The following is a 15,103-nucleotide window of genomic DNA, read 5'->3' on the forward strand; positions in this document are numbered from 1 at the left end:
CATTACTGTAGGACACATGACATACCCGTATTCACGCAGCACCTATTCCGATATCGCAGGTGGGGACACTGCTGTCCACTCGTTGATTTCAGATGAGCAGTTCCTCGGAGCTATCGTTGAATTTGAAAAAGCTTTGGCCACAGCCGCATATGACTGTGGTTACTTGACCGAATCGGAACATGCCGCGGCTGTTTCGGCGATAGATTCTTATGAGCTGGATGTAGAAGAGATCTCGCAGCTTTCTGCAGCGGGAGCGAACCCTGCGATTCCCATCGCTAAGCAGCTCAAAGCTCTCGCTGGTGAAGAAGGCATCAAAGGCATCCATACCGGCGCTACCAGCCAGGACGCCATTGATACGGCTCTGGTATTGGTGTTCAAACGCGGTGTCGCAGAGCTTATCGATGCCACCTCGCACACCATGCGCATACTTGCCGGGTTGAGTGAGCTATTCGCTGACACCCCAGCTGTGGGCCGCACCCTGGGCCAAGCTGCGCAGCCGATGACTTTCGGGTTGATTGCGGCGAACTGGCTGGAAGCACTCCATGATGCATGCCAGGAAGTTGAGCGCGCTAGTGCATTACTTCCTGTGCAATACGGTGGCGCGACTGGAACTTTGGCCGCGACCCATCCTTATGGCGTGAAGATTCATGACAAGCTCGCGAACATTTTAAAGCTCGAATCTCATCCACGAGTTTGGCATACAAACCGTGTACCTTTTGCCCGCTTGGCCTCGTCTCTAGCAGTGCTAGCTGGTGCCATCCGCAAGATTGCGGGCGACATCGTGTTCATGTCTGCCACCGAAGTAGGGGAGCTAAGAGAAGCTACCCCGGGTGGTTCTTCTTCCATGCCGCACAAGGCCAACCCAGCGGCCGCGATTGCTGCTGATGGATATGCCCGGCGCGCGCCGGGGCTTGCCAACACCATGTTGGAAGCGATGGATTCACGTATGCAGCGTGGTACCGGTAGCTGGCATGCCGAGTGGGCGAGCTTGCGTGAGCTGGTTGCGGTTACGGCTTCTGCACAGGCTCGTCTTTTTGCCAGTCTCAATGGCATCGGCATCAATAAAGAGGCGATGGAAAACAACCTGCTTGATACCGGCGCCGTTGGCCATGCGCAGGAGTTGATCCAAGACATTCTTCATCGCGCGGAGTCGCTTCAAGATCCGCACCGCGAAGATGATTGTTCGTACTGCACGCCGTGGCAAGACGCGGTTCGTGACAGCAATAAATTTACTAAGGAATAACAATGACTCAGCAGAATCCAGGACCTGACTATCAAACCGGACGCCAGGCAGCACACGATACCGGCATGGCTAATCGCCGCGCGGTCTTGGGGGATGCCCACGTTGATGCTTCGGTGGAGAAGATGACCCCGGTGACGGAAAAATTCCAGGACTTTATCACCCGCACCGCGTGGGGCGATGTCTGGCAGCGCGATGGGCTTGATTTCACCGAGCGCCGTTTGCTCACCATCGCTATCTTGACCGCGGTGGGCAATGACGGCGAGCTAGACATGCACATTCGTGCTGCACTACGCGCTGGCGTAGATGCGGACAAGATTGGTGAGGTGCTGTTGCACACCGCCATTTATGCAGGTGTTCCTAATTCCAACCACGGATTCGCTTTGCTCAACGCTGCAGTTAAAGAGCTTGAGGGATAGATAGTTATGCGTACTTCTATTGCAACGGTCTGCCTATCCGGCACGCTTGCTGAAAAGCTCCGCGCTGCTGCCGATGCAGGCTTTGACGGCGTAGAAATCTTCGAGCAAGACCTCGTTGTCTCCCCGCATTCCCCTGAGCAAATCCGGGATCGGGCAGCCGAATTGGGCTTGACTTTAGATTTGTACCAGCCGTTTCGTGACTTGTTGAGCGTGGAAGAAGACGTCTTCCAGGACAACTTGCGCCGGTTGGAATCCAAGTTCCAGCTCATGCAGCGCCTGGGCATGGATCAGATTCTGGTGTGCTCCAATGTCGCGACCGCAACGGTTGATGATGACGATGTGCGTGTGGATCAGCTTCGTCGTGCCGGCGAGTTGGCCGAGCGTTATGGCTGCTATATCTCTTATGAAGCTTTGGCGTGGGGTAAGTACGTCAACACTTATCAGCATGCTTATGACATCGTTGCCAAGGTGGATCATCCACATGTCGGCACGTGCCTAGACTCATTCCATATTCTTTCGCGCGGAGATGATCCCAGCGGTATCGCGGATATGGACCCAGCAAAGATTTTCTTCTTGCAGCTTGCCGATGCCCCCTCGATGGAAATGGGCATCTTGCCCTGGTCGCGTCACCACCGGGTATTCCCTGGCGAAGGCGATTTTGACTTGAAGTACTTCATGGAGCAGGTCGCGAAATCTGGCTACGACGGTCCTGTGTCTTTGGAGATTTTCAACGATAAATTCCGCGAAGCTGACGTTGCGCGCACCGCGATTGATGGTCTGCGCTCCTTGATTTGGCTGGCGGATAAAACTGCTGGACGCGTGCCGGATTCGCAGATGGAATTTCCGCAGCTTGCCGATGCCCAAGCACCTCGTGGCTTTGACTTCGTCGAATTGCGCACGGGACGTCTTGGTGAAGTTACCCGGGCTTTGCACCAGCTGGGCTTTAGCCTGGGCGGCTACCACCAGTCCAAGCCGGAATTTCAGGCGTGGGTGCAAGGCGATGTTCGCATCATCGTTGAAGATGAGGGCCCTACCGGGGGCGCGACAGCGGTGACCGGGCTCGGTGTCATCGTTGATGATGCCACTGCAGCAGCTGAGCGCGCGATTTCGCTGAAAGCGACCCCCGTGCCTCGTGTGACTGGGGAAGATGAAGAAGACCTTCATCCGGTTTATACCCCGAGCGGATCGGAGCTGTACTTCTGTGGGCCTGGCCCGGATGGAAAGGGTCGCACTTGGGTTCCAGAGTTCGGCTTTGGCCCAGAAGATATCACCAGCGGAAATGCCGATAAGGCGCTGATTAACTCGGTGCACCACATTGCATTGGCGCAACCGCGCCACACTGCTGCTGAAACCAGGCTGTTTTACTCTTCTGTATTGGGCTTGGATTCTGCGGCGCCGGAATTCCTGTCTTCGCCAGCAGGCCTTGTGCACAAGCAGGCCATCGAGGGGGAGAAGGTTCACTTTACAGTCTCTGCTGCGCCAGAAGGATCGGAGCAGGGCGGATTTTTTGCCGAAAACTACCCGGAGCACATCACCTTCCACACTGATGACGTTTTTGCCGTCGCACAGCGTGCTGTTCAACGTGGTTTGAAGATGCTGGCTATTCCAGAAAACTACTACGACGATTTAGCAGCCCGCTTCGGCTTAGAACCTGCTTTCATAGCGCGTATCAAAGAGTTCAATATTTGCTACGACCGCAGTGACAATGGCGAGTATCTGCACTTTTACACCGCGCCTTTGGGCAACACCTTCTTTGAGGTTGCAGAACAACGCGGTGATTACAGCGGCTTTGGCTGGGCAGATGAACCCATTCGCTTGGCTGCGCAGTATCGCGCCTTGCGTGACGATGTCCGCGGCATCCCGCGCTAACCCGCCACATCCTTTAAAGCACAAAATTTGAATCGCAAAATTCTAAAACACTGAAAGTTTAAGAAAATATGACAGATAAGACCCTACTGCTTGGCCTGATTGGCCACGGCATTGCCAAGTCTCGCACTCCAGGGATGCAAGAAGCTGAAGGCTTGGCGCAAGGAATTCCTACGACCTACCGCATTATCGATACCGGCGAAGCGCCAGCCAAAGACTGGGCGTTGAAGGATCTTTTGGATGCCACACGCACCTTGGGCTTTAACGGGCTCAACATCACCCATCCGCACAAGCAGGAAGTCTTGGAATTTCTGGATGAGGTTGACGAGCGCGCGGCAAAGATTGGTGCGGTCAACACCGTGGTAATCCGCGACGGCAAGTTCTACGGCTACAACACTGATGTCACGGGCTTTGGCCGCGGACTAGAGCAGGGACTTCCTGATGCCAAGATGGACAATGTCGTACAGGTTGGCGCTGGGGGAGCAGGCAATGCCGTGGCGCATTCGGTGATTGCAGCGGGTGCGAAGAACCTGTTCGTAGCCGATCTTGACCCGCAGCGCGCGCAGCAGTTGGCAGAAAATGTCACCGCATCCTCGCCCGTCGAAGCGGGAACCTTTACCGTTACCGGCGTTGATATGGCCGATGTGGAAAAGTACATCGTCGAAGCTGACGGCGTCATCAATGCAACTCCCGTTGGTATGGCGCAGCTACCAGGCACGGCTTTTGATACCTCCATCTTGAAGCCTTCGCAGTGGGTCAGTGACGTTATTTATCTGCCGTTGGAGACGCAATTGCTGCGTGAAGCTAAAGAAATTGGCTGCTCCGTCATTGATGGCTCGGGCATGGCGGTGGGACAAGCCTTGGATGCTTTCAAGTACTTCACCGGCCTGGATGCTTCTGCGGAGCGCATGCGCGAGACCTTTATCGCGCAAGGAGAATAAAACCTCATTTGGAAGCTCGGGCTTTGAACGTATAGTTGATACATGGCGAATTCAAAGTCCGGCGAAACCGTTCTTGAGCGCTGCGTTCGGGTGCTCGAGGCTTTTGATATTTCTCACTCATCGTTGACGGTGAGTGAGATTTCTCGTCGAGCGAATTTGCCGATGTCGACTGCCCATCGGCTCGTCGCCGAGCTTGTCGAGATCGGGCTTTTGGATAGGCGCGAAGAAAAGGCTCTTGTTATGGGGCAGCGTGCGTGGGAGATTTTTGCGCGCAGCAACCCGGTTGAGGAGCTCCGTTTTCGCGCGTCCTGTCTTAGAGGGGGTGCACTCAGCGGTGCAGCAGTTTACCTCGCTGGCAGTTCCGCAATTCGATGATGACCAGGTGCTCTTTATTGAGCGTTATACGCGTTTCGGGGACGCGAAGATCCGTGCGACTCAAGGCGGGCGTATGGATTTATTTGATAATTCTAATGGCATCATCTTTTTAGCGCATGCGCCTTTTGATGTGCTCGAGCGCGTATTTTCAAAGCCGATGGTGTCCCAAACCGATGGCAAAACTTATGACCCGGATGCGGTCCAGGAGCAAATAGAATTTGCCCGCCGCACGGGTTATGCGCGAATTGCTAATGGCATGGTGCGCGAGAATGTCGCTTATGCCGTTCCTTTGATGGGCGCAGATGGCCGCGTAGTGGCTGCCATTTCAGTAGTCGGGCGTGTTGAAGAATGCGATGACGATGTTATTTTGACCGTGCTCGCGGCATCAGGAAACCAGCTTTCGCATGGTGATAAGCCTTTGATTCTACCGCGCTTTCCACGCCATGGTCGTGCTTAGCCGGCGCGCACAGCTCCTGCACATAGCCTGTGGTTCGTGATATGAACTACTGTCCCATAGGCGAATCGGGGGAGATCACCCCTTGCTACCCCCGTTTGGAAACTCATGGCCCTTGAGCTGTATCTTTTCCATACTTCGAGTTCGGCTGCCGCACCAAAAACAATGTATTCCATTGAATGGAAAACAATTAGGAATGTGTTGTGCCTCTCACTAGATTACTCGTATCGCTGTAAATCCCGTTAAGTAGGGAGAATGGTTGTGACTAAACAAATCGTAGGCACACTGCCCCAGGCGTCAGCCGCCAAAACATCTGTCGAAGAATCGGCGCATGCCCATCGTCAAAGCCCTCGCAAAGCAGCTCTAGCTTCTTTCCTTGGTTCCACTCTCGAGTATTACGACTACGTGCTCTACGGCACGGCATCGGCTTTGGTATTTAGCCGTTTGTTCTTTGATTCCAACAACCCCACCATGGCCACCATTGGTGCACTGATGACTTTCGGTGTTGCGTACATTGCCCGTCCTTTGGGTGGTCTGGTTATGGCGCATATCGGTGACCGCATCGGACGCAAGACCGCGTTGATGATCACCTTGATGATCATGGATATTTCTTCTATCGCCATTGGCCTGCTGCCAACGTATGAACAGATTGGCATTACCGCCACTATCTTGCTGCTGGTCTGCCGCATCGCCCAGGGCTTCTCTGCAGGCGCAGAATCTGCCGGTGCATCGACAATGACCATGGAGCACTCGCCAGAAGGCAAGCGCGGATTTTTTTACTTCCTCCGTCATGCTGGGCTGTTCCGCAGGTAACGTACTGGCCGCTTTGGTCATGGTTCCGGTCATGATGATGCCCGAAGATGCCATGATGTCGTGGGGCTGGCGCATTCCATTCCTGCTTTCTGCACTAGTGCTGGCAGTTGCATACTTCGTGCGTACCCACCTGGAAGAAACCCCAGTCTTTGAAGAAAATGAAGCAGAGACAGCTGAGCGTAAGGCACCTGCTCTTGAGGTGCTCAAGAAGCAGCCATTGGATGTTGTTCGCGTCTTTTTCATCACCTTCTTCTCTGTCGTGCAGTCCACCTTCATGGTCTACGCGCTGAGCTACGCAACTGAGCACACCAATATTGAGCGCTCAACCATGCTGGTTGTTAACGCAGTAGCGATGGGTATCTCCATGATCACCATCCCGCTGGCAGCAATGCTGGGTGACCGCATCGGCCGCAAACCAACCTTGCTTATCGGCGCAGTCGGCTGCATCATCACCACGTACTTCTACTTTGATGCGCTGACGAATGAAAATATCGTTCTTGTATTCGCACTGTGCATCATCAACCAGGGCTTCTTCTACTCCTGCTGGAACGGCGTGTGGTGTGTCTTCTTCCCAGAGATGTTCGCTCAAGAATACCGCTACACGGGTATGGCAATGGGCAACCAGCTCGGCCTGGTTCTGACCGGATTTGCTCCCGCCATCAGCGCGGCAATCTATGTCACCTTCAGCTGGCAGGGCGTTGTCTACTTCGTCGCAGGCTGCATCCTCATCTCGTGCGTATTTATTATCTCCACTCGCGAGACCGCTTTCACCAAGCTCGAAGATCTCGGACGAAAGTAAGACAATGTCCCAGAACAGTCTCCGCGTCGGAATCATCGGTTGTGGCGTAATTGCTAAAAATCACGCCCTCGCTTTTCAGGCCCACCCGCAAGTTCACGTTGTTGGCGTCGTTGATATTGATATCAATCGCGCCCAGGAATTTGCTACGCAGTGGAATATTGCTCAAGCTTATTCGGATGTTGAGGAGCTTTTAAGCTCCGGTATCGACGCGGTGACAATCTGCACGCCGCACCCCACTCACGAAGCACTTGTTATGCAAGCTGCCGCTGCCGGGGTGCACGTCATGTGCGAAAAGCCGCTGTCAACGGATGACCAGGCCACCCAACGCATGGATGCAGCGTGCGAAGAAGCTGGGGTGTTACTCAGCGGCATGTTCCAACGACGCTGGTGGCCAGCAGCCCAGGAAATTAAAGCGGCAGTCACTAAAAACCCAGCGATTTTGGGACACGTGCAAGTCGCCTTGCACCGCGAGCTGAGCTACTACACCAAAGATGCGTGGCGCGGGAGCTGGGATGCTGACGGCGGCGGGGTCTTGATGAACCAAGCCGTGCACTACATTGACCTTTTGCTGTGGTTTATGGGCGAGGTCGTAGAAGTGTCCGGTCGGATCAATTCCTTCAAGCATGCCGCAAATATCGAGGTTGAAGACTCTGCGGTGGCCACTCTAACCTTTGCCTCCGGGGCAATGGCCACCTTGAATTTGACCACCTCGACCACGCCATCGTTAGGCGCTAGCGTGCACGTCACCACGGATAAGGGCAGTTCTTTGACCTTATTGGAATGGCCAGAAGGCGCTGAAGCACGGAAGATCACCAACGGTCACGGCGATGAAATCGAATCCTTGCCGGCCTATCCACAGGGGGTGTTCCCGAACGTCGATCTGCGCACCATCAATGATCAACACATTGGCTTTCATACCAAGCAGATCGCGAATTTCGTTGATGCCGTATTGGGGGAGCAAGAATTGCTTGTCGATGGCCCCGAGGCCACCAAAGCCCTGCGCACCCTACTTGCTATCTATGAATCCCATCGCACTGGACAGCCCGTAAAACTCTCCAATGCGCCGTGGCCTACAGTCGTCACGGTGCCTGAGTCCGTGCACATTTAAGCGCTTTAGACAGTCAAGGATTAGTAAATTGAGTACACGTGAGCTGGGAGTTGCTCCTTTATCCACGCTGACAACGCCACCGGATGAATTTATCTACCTGGCGCATGAAGTGGGCTTTGAATTTGTCGGCCTGCGCGTTATCCCCGTAACTCCGCAGGAACCGCAATATGATCTCTCACCTGGTTCGAAGCTGCATCGCAAAGTAACCCAGGCCCTGGAAGATACTGGTCTGAAGGTTAAAGACGCCGAGTTTATCTTGCTCAAGGGCACAGATCAGCGCACTGAGTGGATGACTGCTTTTGAACGAGCTGCTTCCTTAGGTGCGCGCACGCTTACGGTGGCAGTCGGCATCACTGATATGGCAAAGACCGCAGAGATTGTCGCAGAAATGGTAGAAGCTGGTAAAGAGTTTGGAATTACTCCAGCTATCGAACCGATTTCCTACCAGGGTGTAAACAGCCTCGACCAGGCAAAGCAGCTAGCTGCGACGGGGAGTTTGATTCTCCCAGATACCTTGCATCTGCACCGCGGCGGCATGAGTCCGCAGCAGCTTGCCGAAGTCACCTCGTATGTCCCACTGATTCAAATCTGCGGTGCAGAAGCGCAGCGACCAGCAACGCGTGAGGGATTGGTTGATGAATCCCGCGGGGCACGTCTGGCACCTGATGAAGGCGCTAACGATGTCGTGGGCTTTGTGCGTGCGCTGCCACGCGAGATCCCTGCCAGCGTGGAATCGCCTAATGATTCCTTTGTTAATGAGCATGGCGCACGCGCCTGGCTGGAAAAGCTTTTCCGCGCAGGCCAAGCAGTTATCGAAGCAGCAGAGGCTGCCGATACCGCAAATCCTTAAATCCCTTTAAAACCCTGAAAATCCCCTAAGGAATATGAACATGGCTAATTCTTCTAATTCTTCTACTTCTTCGGCTCCTTCCGAGTCTTTTGACGTAGTCATCGTCGGCTCTGGTGCCGGTGGATTATCTGCTGCGGTCACCGCGGCTTATCACGGTCTTTCGGTATGCGTGGTGGAAAAATCCGAGGTGCTAGGCGGCGCTACTTCATGGTCAGGCGGATGGGCGTGGACTCCTGGCACGCACTTTGCCAAACAAGATGGAGTAGTAGAAAGCAAGGAAGAATTCCAGACCTACCTGCACAGTGTCTTGGGTGAGCGCTACGACATTGAAGCTAAGAATATCGATGCCTTTTTGGAAGCTGCCCCTCACATGGTGGAGTTCTTTGCCAAGAAGACCTCCCTGGATTTCACCCCGGGCGCAAAAATCCGCGATATCTACGGCCAATTGCCATCCGCTGGCACCGGACACCGCTCAGTTGGTCCGAAGCCTTTTGATTTGAAGGAAGTTAAGCCATCTTTGCGCAAGAAATTGCGTCATCAGCTGTATGAAACTTCCTTCTTCGGCATGGGCATTATGGCAGGCGAAGATCTGACCAAGTTCTTATCTGCTTCCCAATTAGATCCGCGCGGATGGATCCACGCTGCGCGTCGCGTCATAACGCACATCTTTGACCTTCTCTTTTATGGCCGCACCATGCACCTGGTCAACGGCACTGCGCTGACGGCACGTCTGGCTAAATCTGCTGATGACCTAGGCGTGGAACTGTGCACCAACACCACGGCCCTAGAGCTTATTAAATCTGATTCCCGGATTTCCGGCGTGAAGGTGCAAGGTGAACAGGGCAGCTACATCCTCGAAGCGACAAAGGGGGTTGTACTGGCGACTGGCGGCTTCCCGAATAACGTGGAGCTGCGCCGGGAGCTATTCCCCAAGACCCTAACCGGTCAAGAGCACTTTACGCTTGCACCTGAGACGACCACGGGCGATGGCTTGCGCATGGCGCGCGAGGCCGGCGCGCACTTTGTCGACGACAACCACTCGGCGGCTGCGTGGTGCCCAGTATCGCTCGTGCCCTATTTCAACGGCAAGACAGGCGTCTTCCCACACATCATGGACCGCGCTAAGCCAGGCTCCATTGGCGTTACCAAAGACGGCAAGCGCTTTGTCAATGAAGCCAACGGCTACTTCGACTACGTCGACGGCATGATTAAAGCAACTAAAGACGGTGACCCCGTCGCCTCCTGGCAAATCGCCGACGCCAGCTTCGTGCGTAAATACCCCTTAGGAATGGCGAAGCCTTTCCCTATGCCGCTGTTTCCATACCTTGCCTCCGGCTATCTAAAAAGGGGCAAGACCATCGAAGAACTCGCCCGCAAATGTGGCATCGACCCGGAAGGGCTCAAGGCCACGGTCGAGGAATTCAATGCGAATGCACGCGCCGGTAAGGACCCAGAATTTGGCCGCGGGGAAACAGAATTCAACCGCTATGGAGGAGACCCAAAGGTAGGGCCCAACCCGTCGTTGGGACCCATTGAAAAGGGACCATTCTACGCGGTGAAAGTTCACCCAGGCAGTTTCGGTACCTTCGCCGGAATCGCCGCGGATGAACACGGCGCGGTATTAGATAAGGAAGGAGAAACAATCGAAGGCCTGTTTACGGCAGGCAATGACCGTAATTCCATCATGGGTGGCTTTTATCCCGCCGGCGGCGTCAACCTTGGCCCCGCATTGGGATTTGGCTACATCATCGGCCGCACGCTAGCCGGTGCGAAACACTATGAAGTTAGTGGAAAAGAATCGACGCTATAAAAGTAACTATCTCGCGATAGTGTGAGTAAATCTCACACCTTTAACCCCAAGGACTACTGACATGACTGAAATGCCAGCTACACCTTCTTGGATGGGCGCACCGAAACGCCCAGCCATTCTCAAATGGTTATCCAAAATCGAAGAAGTACTCGGAGCACTTCTTGTACTTCTGATCTTTGTTCTTCTGACAATCCAGGTATTCCAGCGCTACCTACCTGTAGCCACCCAGCCGTGGATTGGGGAAGTATCCCGCTACGCACTGATGGCCTTGGGCTTTATGCTCGTAGGCTCATTGATGGGGCAAGGCCGTCACCTCAGCATCGAAGCCATCATGAATGTCGGACGCCCCGAGTTCAAGCGTTTTGTTGTGGTGATATCTTCCATCCTCAGCGCCATTATCTGCGCCGTGCTGGCGCAAGACTCTTGGGCACTGATTTCCTCAGATACCGGACAAACGCTGCAAGTAACCGGATTCCCGATGTGGATCTTGTACATCATCCCTTTCTTCGCTTTTGTCTCCGGCACTGTTCAGGCGCTGGCCAACATTATTTGGGCGCCTGTAGAAAATATTGAAACCATCGAAGAAGAAGCATTGCGGGCGGTGGACGCCGAGACTTCGGTCGCTGTTTCCACGAACTCTCCGGGTGACAAACTCGACGGCGGAACCCTTAATGAGGAGGCGCGTTCTTAATGACTATCGCAATTTTGATTATTGCTATCGCCATATTAATGGCCATCCGCGTGCCCGTGGCACTCTCAATTTTGGCCCCCAGCTTGGTGTACATGCTGGCGACTGGAAACAGCCCCGGATTTACCATGCGCATTGCAGCCGATGGCATCGCCAGCTTCCCGCTACTGGCCGTCCCACTATTTATCCTGCTGGGCACCGTGGCGAACTACTCCGGTGTTGCGGATCGCCTCTTTGATTTCGCAGAATCCTTGCTCCACCGCGTAACCGGCAACCTCGGTTACGTCAACGTGATGGCTTCTGTCGGCTTTTCCTGGATGTCTGGTTCGGCTTTAGCCGATGCCGCAGCGATGGGCAAGACCCTGGTGCCCGCAATGGAGCGCGCCGGGTTTAAGAAATCCTTCGCTACCGGTCTAACTGCTTCCTCATCACTGATTTCGCCAGTGATGCCGCCGTCAATCCCGGCTGTTATTTATGCTTCGGTCGCAGCAGTCTCCACCGGCGCGCTCTTTGCAGCCTCAGTTCTTCCGGCGCTGCTGCTGGCTGGAGCATTGCTGGTCGTCGTGGCGTTTTATATTGCACGCCATAAAGATGAACTCGTGGGTTCTGCAGATGAACCGCGTCCAATCGGGCAGGCCACCGTACGCGTATTAGGTGCATTGCTAACACCCGTCATCATCTTGGGCGGTATCTTGGGCGGATTCTTCACTCCGACTGAAGCAGCTGCTTTGGGTGCGCTCTACATCATCATCTTGGGTTTTATTTACAAAAAGCTCACCGTGGCAACTCTATGGAAGGCCTTGCGCGAAACCGCAGTAACCACCGCGTCGATCATGTTGATTATCGTCGCCGCTACCATCTTGGGCTGGATTCTAGCCCGTGAGGAAGTTCCACAGGCACTGTCGTCGTTGATGACCGGCAACCTAAATTCTGCTACGGCCTTCTTGCTTGTCACCGCCGTATTGCTGCTTATTTTGGGAGCTTTTATCGATGCCACAGCCTTGCTTCTTATCACCGTGCCTATTCTGTTGCCGGTGGCCACTGAGTTTAACGTTGACCCGATTCACTTCGGCGTGGTGACTATCCTGGCGCTGATGACGGGTCTACTCACCCCGCCAGTGGGAACAGTGCTCTTTGTAATGAGTTCGGTTCTACGCATGCCGGTTGGTGACGTATTCCGCGGTGTTATTCCATTCCTTGTGCCAATTGGAGTGGTCTTGCTCTTGCTGATTTTCTTCCCCGCCATTGTCACCGTCGTTCCCGCCGTAATTGGAATGTAAGGAGAAATTCCGATGACTAAAAAATCTATTTCCACTGCGAGCTGGGGCGCACTTGCTGCTGGTGCAGTGCTTGTCGCCGGTGCACTAGTTGGAACCAGCGTCATTCATGATCACGCCGTGCGCGGTTCGGAGCAACTGACTTTTGCCAATAGCTATAACCTCAACCACCACCACAACGCGTGCGGTACCGCGCTTGTGCAACAGCAACTCGTTGCCAGTGATTCCGAGCTGCAGCTCACGGTCTTTCCATCGAGTCAATTAGGCGGTGACGCAGAACGCGTCGCATCTTTGCTGGATGGCGATATCGATATTGACCTGCAGGGCTCTTCGGCTTTGGCGTCTGTCTATGAACCGATTGGCGTGATGGACATGGCCTATGTCTTTGACAACCCGGATCACCTCTTCGAATGGTTCGATTCGGAAGCTTCTCAGCAAGTCAAAGACGATTTTGAAGAAGCGACCGGCGCAAAAATTTTAGGCGTTTGGTACCTGGGAGATCGTACTTTCTCTGCCAATGCTCCGGTGCGCACTCCAGAAGACCTCCAGGGCTTGCGTTTGCGGTATCCAGAAACTCCCGCGCACCTTGCATCGGCTGCGGCGGTCGGTGCAGAACCAGTCGCTGTGGCTTTTGAGGAAGTCTATCTTTCCTTGCAGCAAGGGCTTGTCGATGGCCAAGAGAATCCCATCTCCCTGACCGCCGAAAACTCACTCGATGAGGTCGTGGACTATGTCAGTCTGTCCCGCCACGCGGTGGGCTCTCAGCTCATCATCGTCGCGGGAGATACTTGGGAGCGGCTAAGTGAACAAGAACAGGCTGACCTTCAAGCTGCAATCTCTGATGTGCGCGCCCAAAACCGCCAGTGTGCTGATGAGGATGAGCAAGAAACCATGACGCGCTGGAAGGAACAAGGAACGCCGGAGATTATCGAAGATGTCGACCGCGAAGCCTTTATGGAAAAGGCGCATGCCTACTGGGAAGAAAACCTAAGCCCAGAAGAATTAGAGGTCTATAACTCTATTCGCTCGGTGAAGTAGCGCTCCTAACCGGCGAGCTGCTTCGCGCAAGGTGTCTTCACCTGCTTGGGAATAAGATAAGCGCAGCGCATTGCGTCCGCGGCCATCGAGAAAGAATGCGGTGCCTGGGATAAATAAAATGCCTTCCTCCATTGCCTCATCCAATAAACCGGCTGAGGCATCAATAGTTTCTGGCAGTTCCACCCAGATGAAAAATCCACCAGTAGGGTTGACCCAATTACAACCTGCAGGAAGGAATTCCTGCAGGGCTGCATCGAGAGCCTGCGCACGACGGTGGTACATGTCAACATTGGCGGCTAAGACCGCATGCCAATCGACCTCGCGCAGGTATTTCGCGGCAACGGATTGGCTCAACGGGGAGGGACAAATTCCGGAAGCTTCGGCCGCTGGTACCAAGCTGGCGTGCACCATGGCTGGGGCATCAGCCCACCCAATGCGAATACCGGGCGCGAAGATCTTCGACAGGGAACCTAGATAAATCACATTATCTGGGTCGAGCGTGCGCAGCGCTGGAGGAAGCTTGACCCCAAAGTTGATAAGACCGTAGGGATTATCCTCGACGATGAGGATACGGTGGGCACGGCAGAGCTTGGCGATGTCTTCCCGTCGCTTGTGCGACATCACCACGCCTGAAGGGTTGGCGAAGTTGGGAATGACATATAGGAGCTTGATATCGGACCCAGTGGACTGTGCATGAGCAATGGCTGCCTCGATGGCATCGATGGTAATGCCTTCATCGTCGCCTTCTAGCTGAACCACATGTGCCTGCATACCGGCAAAGACATTAAGCGCACCAGAATAAGAGGGTGCAGCTGCCAAGACCGTATCACCGGGGTTGAGGAAGAGCTTGGCTACCAAGTCCAAAGACATCTGCGAACCGGATGTCACCAGAATGTCTTCAGGAACAGTCTCGATGCCTTCTAACGCCATGGTCTTTTGGATTTCAGCGATGAGATCCGGCTGACCCACCGTTGTGCCGTACTGAAATGCAGAGAGGCCCTGTTTGATCACGACGTCGTTGCTTATGCGGGTAATTTCCTCCCACGGCAAATGCGTCAGTTCCGGGTTGCCTCCCGCCAAGGAGATGACATCAGGGTTCATCTCCATCTCAAAGACAGCACGAATGGGCGAGGGCGCAAAGTACTGCGCACGCGTAGCAAAACGCTCATTGAGGGGGAGGAGACTAGTGCGCTTTGAAGCAGACATCAGTGATATTCCTTTTCATCTCATCACCGCCAGTGCAGGTGGGTGGCGGTAGATAACACTTGCGCTCTGTTTGAGCGCCCAGTGCAGTGCTTCCTTTCAATGCTATCTAATGACTTAGCGCGAAATGCTGACTTTGTCATGAATATCAGTTATTGCGGGTGTCGCTTTATCAGACACCGTGCCCACAGTTCTTAATATTCGGCCCAGGGCTGCCGATTT

At 54.2% G+C, this 15,103-nt stretch carries 15 protein-coding genes; 14 read left to right on the top strand and 1 reads right to left on the bottom strand.

All coding sequences use genetic code 11. The features are described from left to right. The first annotated feature begins 16 nt into the window (after positions 1-16). The 14 genes from CSTAT_RS03240 to CSTAT_RS03295 all read left to right on the top strand — a co-directional run bounded on the left by CSTAT_RS03240 (position 17) and on the right by CSTAT_RS03295 (position 13,678). Positions 17-1,243: a lyase family protein gene (locus CSTAT_RS03240; RefSeq protein ID WP_083640633.1), complete on the top strand. Its 1,227-nt coding sequence runs from the start codon at positions 17-19 to the stop codon at positions 1,241-1,243. A 2-nt stretch (positions 1,244-1,245) separates the two neighbouring features. Next, entirely contained in the window at positions 1,246-1,659 is a 414-nt protein-coding gene (gene pcaC, locus CSTAT_RS03245; RefSeq protein WP_066792619.1) for a 4-carboxymuconolactone decarboxylase, read from the top strand. A 6-nt stretch (positions 1,660-1,665) separates the two neighbouring features. Continuing rightward, entirely contained in the window at positions 1,666-3,528 is a 1,863-nt protein-coding gene (locus CSTAT_RS03250) for a sugar phosphate isomerase/epimerase and 4-hydroxyphenylpyruvate domain-containing protein (RefSeq protein ID WP_075722450.1), read from the top strand. A 68-nt stretch (positions 3,529-3,596) separates the two neighbouring features. Continuing rightward, positions 3,597-4,466 (top strand): shikimate dehydrogenase, encoded by an 870-nt coding sequence (locus tag CSTAT_RS03255; RefSeq protein WP_075722451.1) that lies wholly within the window; start codon positions 3,597-3,599, stop codon positions 4,464-4,466. Positions 4,467-4,508: 42 nt separating this feature from the next. Continuing rightward, complete coding sequence (locus CSTAT_RS13775) at positions 4,509-4,841, top strand: helix-turn-helix domain-containing protein (RefSeq protein WP_244892886.1); 333 nt, start codon at positions 4,509-4,511, stop codon at positions 4,839-4,841. Then, on the top strand, positions 4,801-5,298 hold the full coding sequence (locus CSTAT_RS13780) for an IclR family transcriptional regulator domain-containing protein (protein ID WP_244892887.1): 498 nt from the start codon (positions 4,801-4,803) through the stop codon (positions 5,296-5,298). The genes CSTAT_RS13775 and CSTAT_RS13780 overlap by 41 nt, the downstream gene beginning before the upstream one ends. A 258-nt stretch (positions 5,299-5,556) precedes the next feature. Then, complete coding sequence (locus CSTAT_RS13785) at positions 5,557-6,108, top strand: MFS transporter (RefSeq protein ID WP_244892888.1); 552 nt, start codon at positions 5,557-5,559, stop codon at positions 6,106-6,108. After that, positions 6,086-6,907 (top strand): MFS transporter, encoded by an 822-nt coding sequence (locus CSTAT_RS13790; RefSeq protein ID WP_244892889.1) that lies wholly within the window; start codon positions 6,086-6,088, stop codon positions 6,905-6,907. The genes CSTAT_RS13785 and CSTAT_RS13790 overlap by 23 nt, the downstream gene beginning before the upstream one ends. A gap of 4 nt (positions 6,908-6,911) precedes the next feature. Continuing rightward, a complete protein-coding gene (locus CSTAT_RS03270) occupies positions 6,912-8,015 on the top strand; it encodes a Gfo/Idh/MocA family protein (protein WP_075722452.1) in 1,104 nt (367 codons plus the stop codon). Positions 8,016-8,043: 28 nt separating this feature from the next. Next, positions 8,044-8,865: a sugar phosphate isomerase/epimerase family protein gene (locus tag CSTAT_RS03275; protein ID WP_169833252.1), complete on the top strand. Its 822-nt coding sequence runs from the start codon at positions 8,044-8,046 to the stop codon at positions 8,863-8,865. 34 nt (positions 8,866-8,899) lie between these two features. Continuing rightward, positions 8,900-10,675, top strand: coding sequence for an FAD-dependent oxidoreductase (locus CSTAT_RS03280; protein ID WP_075722453.1), 1,776 nt, complete (start codon positions 8,900-8,902; stop codon positions 10,673-10,675). A gap of 61 nt (positions 10,676-10,736) precedes the next feature. Beyond that, positions 10,737-11,366 carry a TRAP transporter small permease gene (locus CSTAT_RS03285; protein ID WP_066792637.1) on the top strand — a complete coding sequence of 210 codons (630 nt, stop codon included), beginning with the start codon at positions 10,737-10,739 and terminating at the stop codon, positions 11,364-11,366. Beyond that, positions 11,366-12,643 (top strand): TRAP transporter large permease, encoded by a 1,278-nt coding sequence (locus tag CSTAT_RS03290; RefSeq protein ID WP_075722454.1) that lies wholly within the window; start codon positions 11,366-11,368, stop codon positions 12,641-12,643. The genes CSTAT_RS03285 and CSTAT_RS03290 overlap by 1 nt, the downstream gene beginning before the upstream one ends. Before the next feature lie 12 nt (positions 12,644-12,655). Next, positions 12,656-13,678: a sialic acid TRAP transporter substrate-binding protein SiaP gene (locus CSTAT_RS03295; RefSeq protein ID WP_066792641.1), complete on the top strand. Its 1,023-nt coding sequence runs from the start codon at positions 12,656-12,658 to the stop codon at positions 13,676-13,678. Here CSTAT_RS03295 and CSTAT_RS03300 read toward each other — a convergent pair. After that, complete coding sequence (locus tag CSTAT_RS03300) at positions 13,643-14,884, bottom strand: aminotransferase-like domain-containing protein (protein ID WP_075722455.1); 1,242 nt, start codon at positions 14,882-14,884, stop codon at positions 13,643-13,645. The two genes, CSTAT_RS03295 and CSTAT_RS03300, sit on opposite strands and share 36 nt — an antisense overlap. Between the last annotated feature and the right edge of the window lie 219 nt (positions 14,885-15,103).

The organism is Corynebacterium stationis (assembly GCF_001941345.1).
Taxonomy (GTDB): Bacteria; Actinomycetota; Actinomycetes; order Mycobacteriales; family Mycobacteriaceae; genus Corynebacterium; species Corynebacterium stationis.

Bases quoted from the DNA above. Each gene is read 5' to 3' on its own strand.
- CSTAT_RS13775 (WP_244892886.1), top strand. From the start codon at position 4,509: ATGGCGAATTCAAAGTCCGGCGAAACCGTTCTTGAGCGCTGCGTTCGG.
- CSTAT_RS03295 (WP_066792641.1), top strand. From the start codon at position 12,656: ATGACTAAAAAATCTATTTCCACTGCGAGCTGGGGCGCACTTGCTGCT.
- CSTAT_RS03285 (WP_066792637.1), top strand. From the start codon at position 10,737: ATGACTGAAATGCCAGCTACACCTTCTTGGATGGGCGCACCGAAACGC.
- pcaC (WP_066792619.1), top strand. From the start codon at position 1,246: ATGACTCAGCAGAATCCAGGACCTGACTATCAAACCGGACGCCAGGCA.
- CSTAT_RS03270 (WP_075722452.1), top strand. From the start codon at position 6,912: ATGTCCCAGAACAGTCTCCGCGTCGGAATCATCGGTTGTGGCGTAATT.
- CSTAT_RS13790 (WP_244892889.1), top strand. From the start codon at position 6,086: ATGCTGGGCTGTTCCGCAGGTAACGTACTGGCCGCTTTGGTCATGGTT.
- CSTAT_RS03250 (WP_075722450.1), top strand. From the start codon at position 1,666: ATGCGTACTTCTATTGCAACGGTCTGCCTATCCGGCACGCTTGCTGAA.
- CSTAT_RS03240 (WP_083640633.1), top strand. From the start codon at position 17: ATGACATACCCGTATTCACGCAGCACCTATTCCGATATCGCAGGTGGG.
- CSTAT_RS03290 (WP_075722454.1), top strand. From the start codon at position 11,366: ATGACTATCGCAATTTTGATTATTGCTATCGCCATATTAATGGCCATC.
- CSTAT_RS03255 (WP_075722451.1), top strand. From the start codon at position 3,597: ATGACAGATAAGACCCTACTGCTTGGCCTGATTGGCCACGGCATTGCC.
- CSTAT_RS03300 (WP_075722455.1), bottom strand. From the start codon at position 14,884: ATGTCTGCTTCAAAGCGCACTAGTCTCCTCCCCCTCAATGAGCGTTTT.
- CSTAT_RS03280 (WP_075722453.1), top strand. From the start codon at position 8,900: ATGAACATGGCTAATTCTTCTAATTCTTCTACTTCTTCGGCTCCTTCC.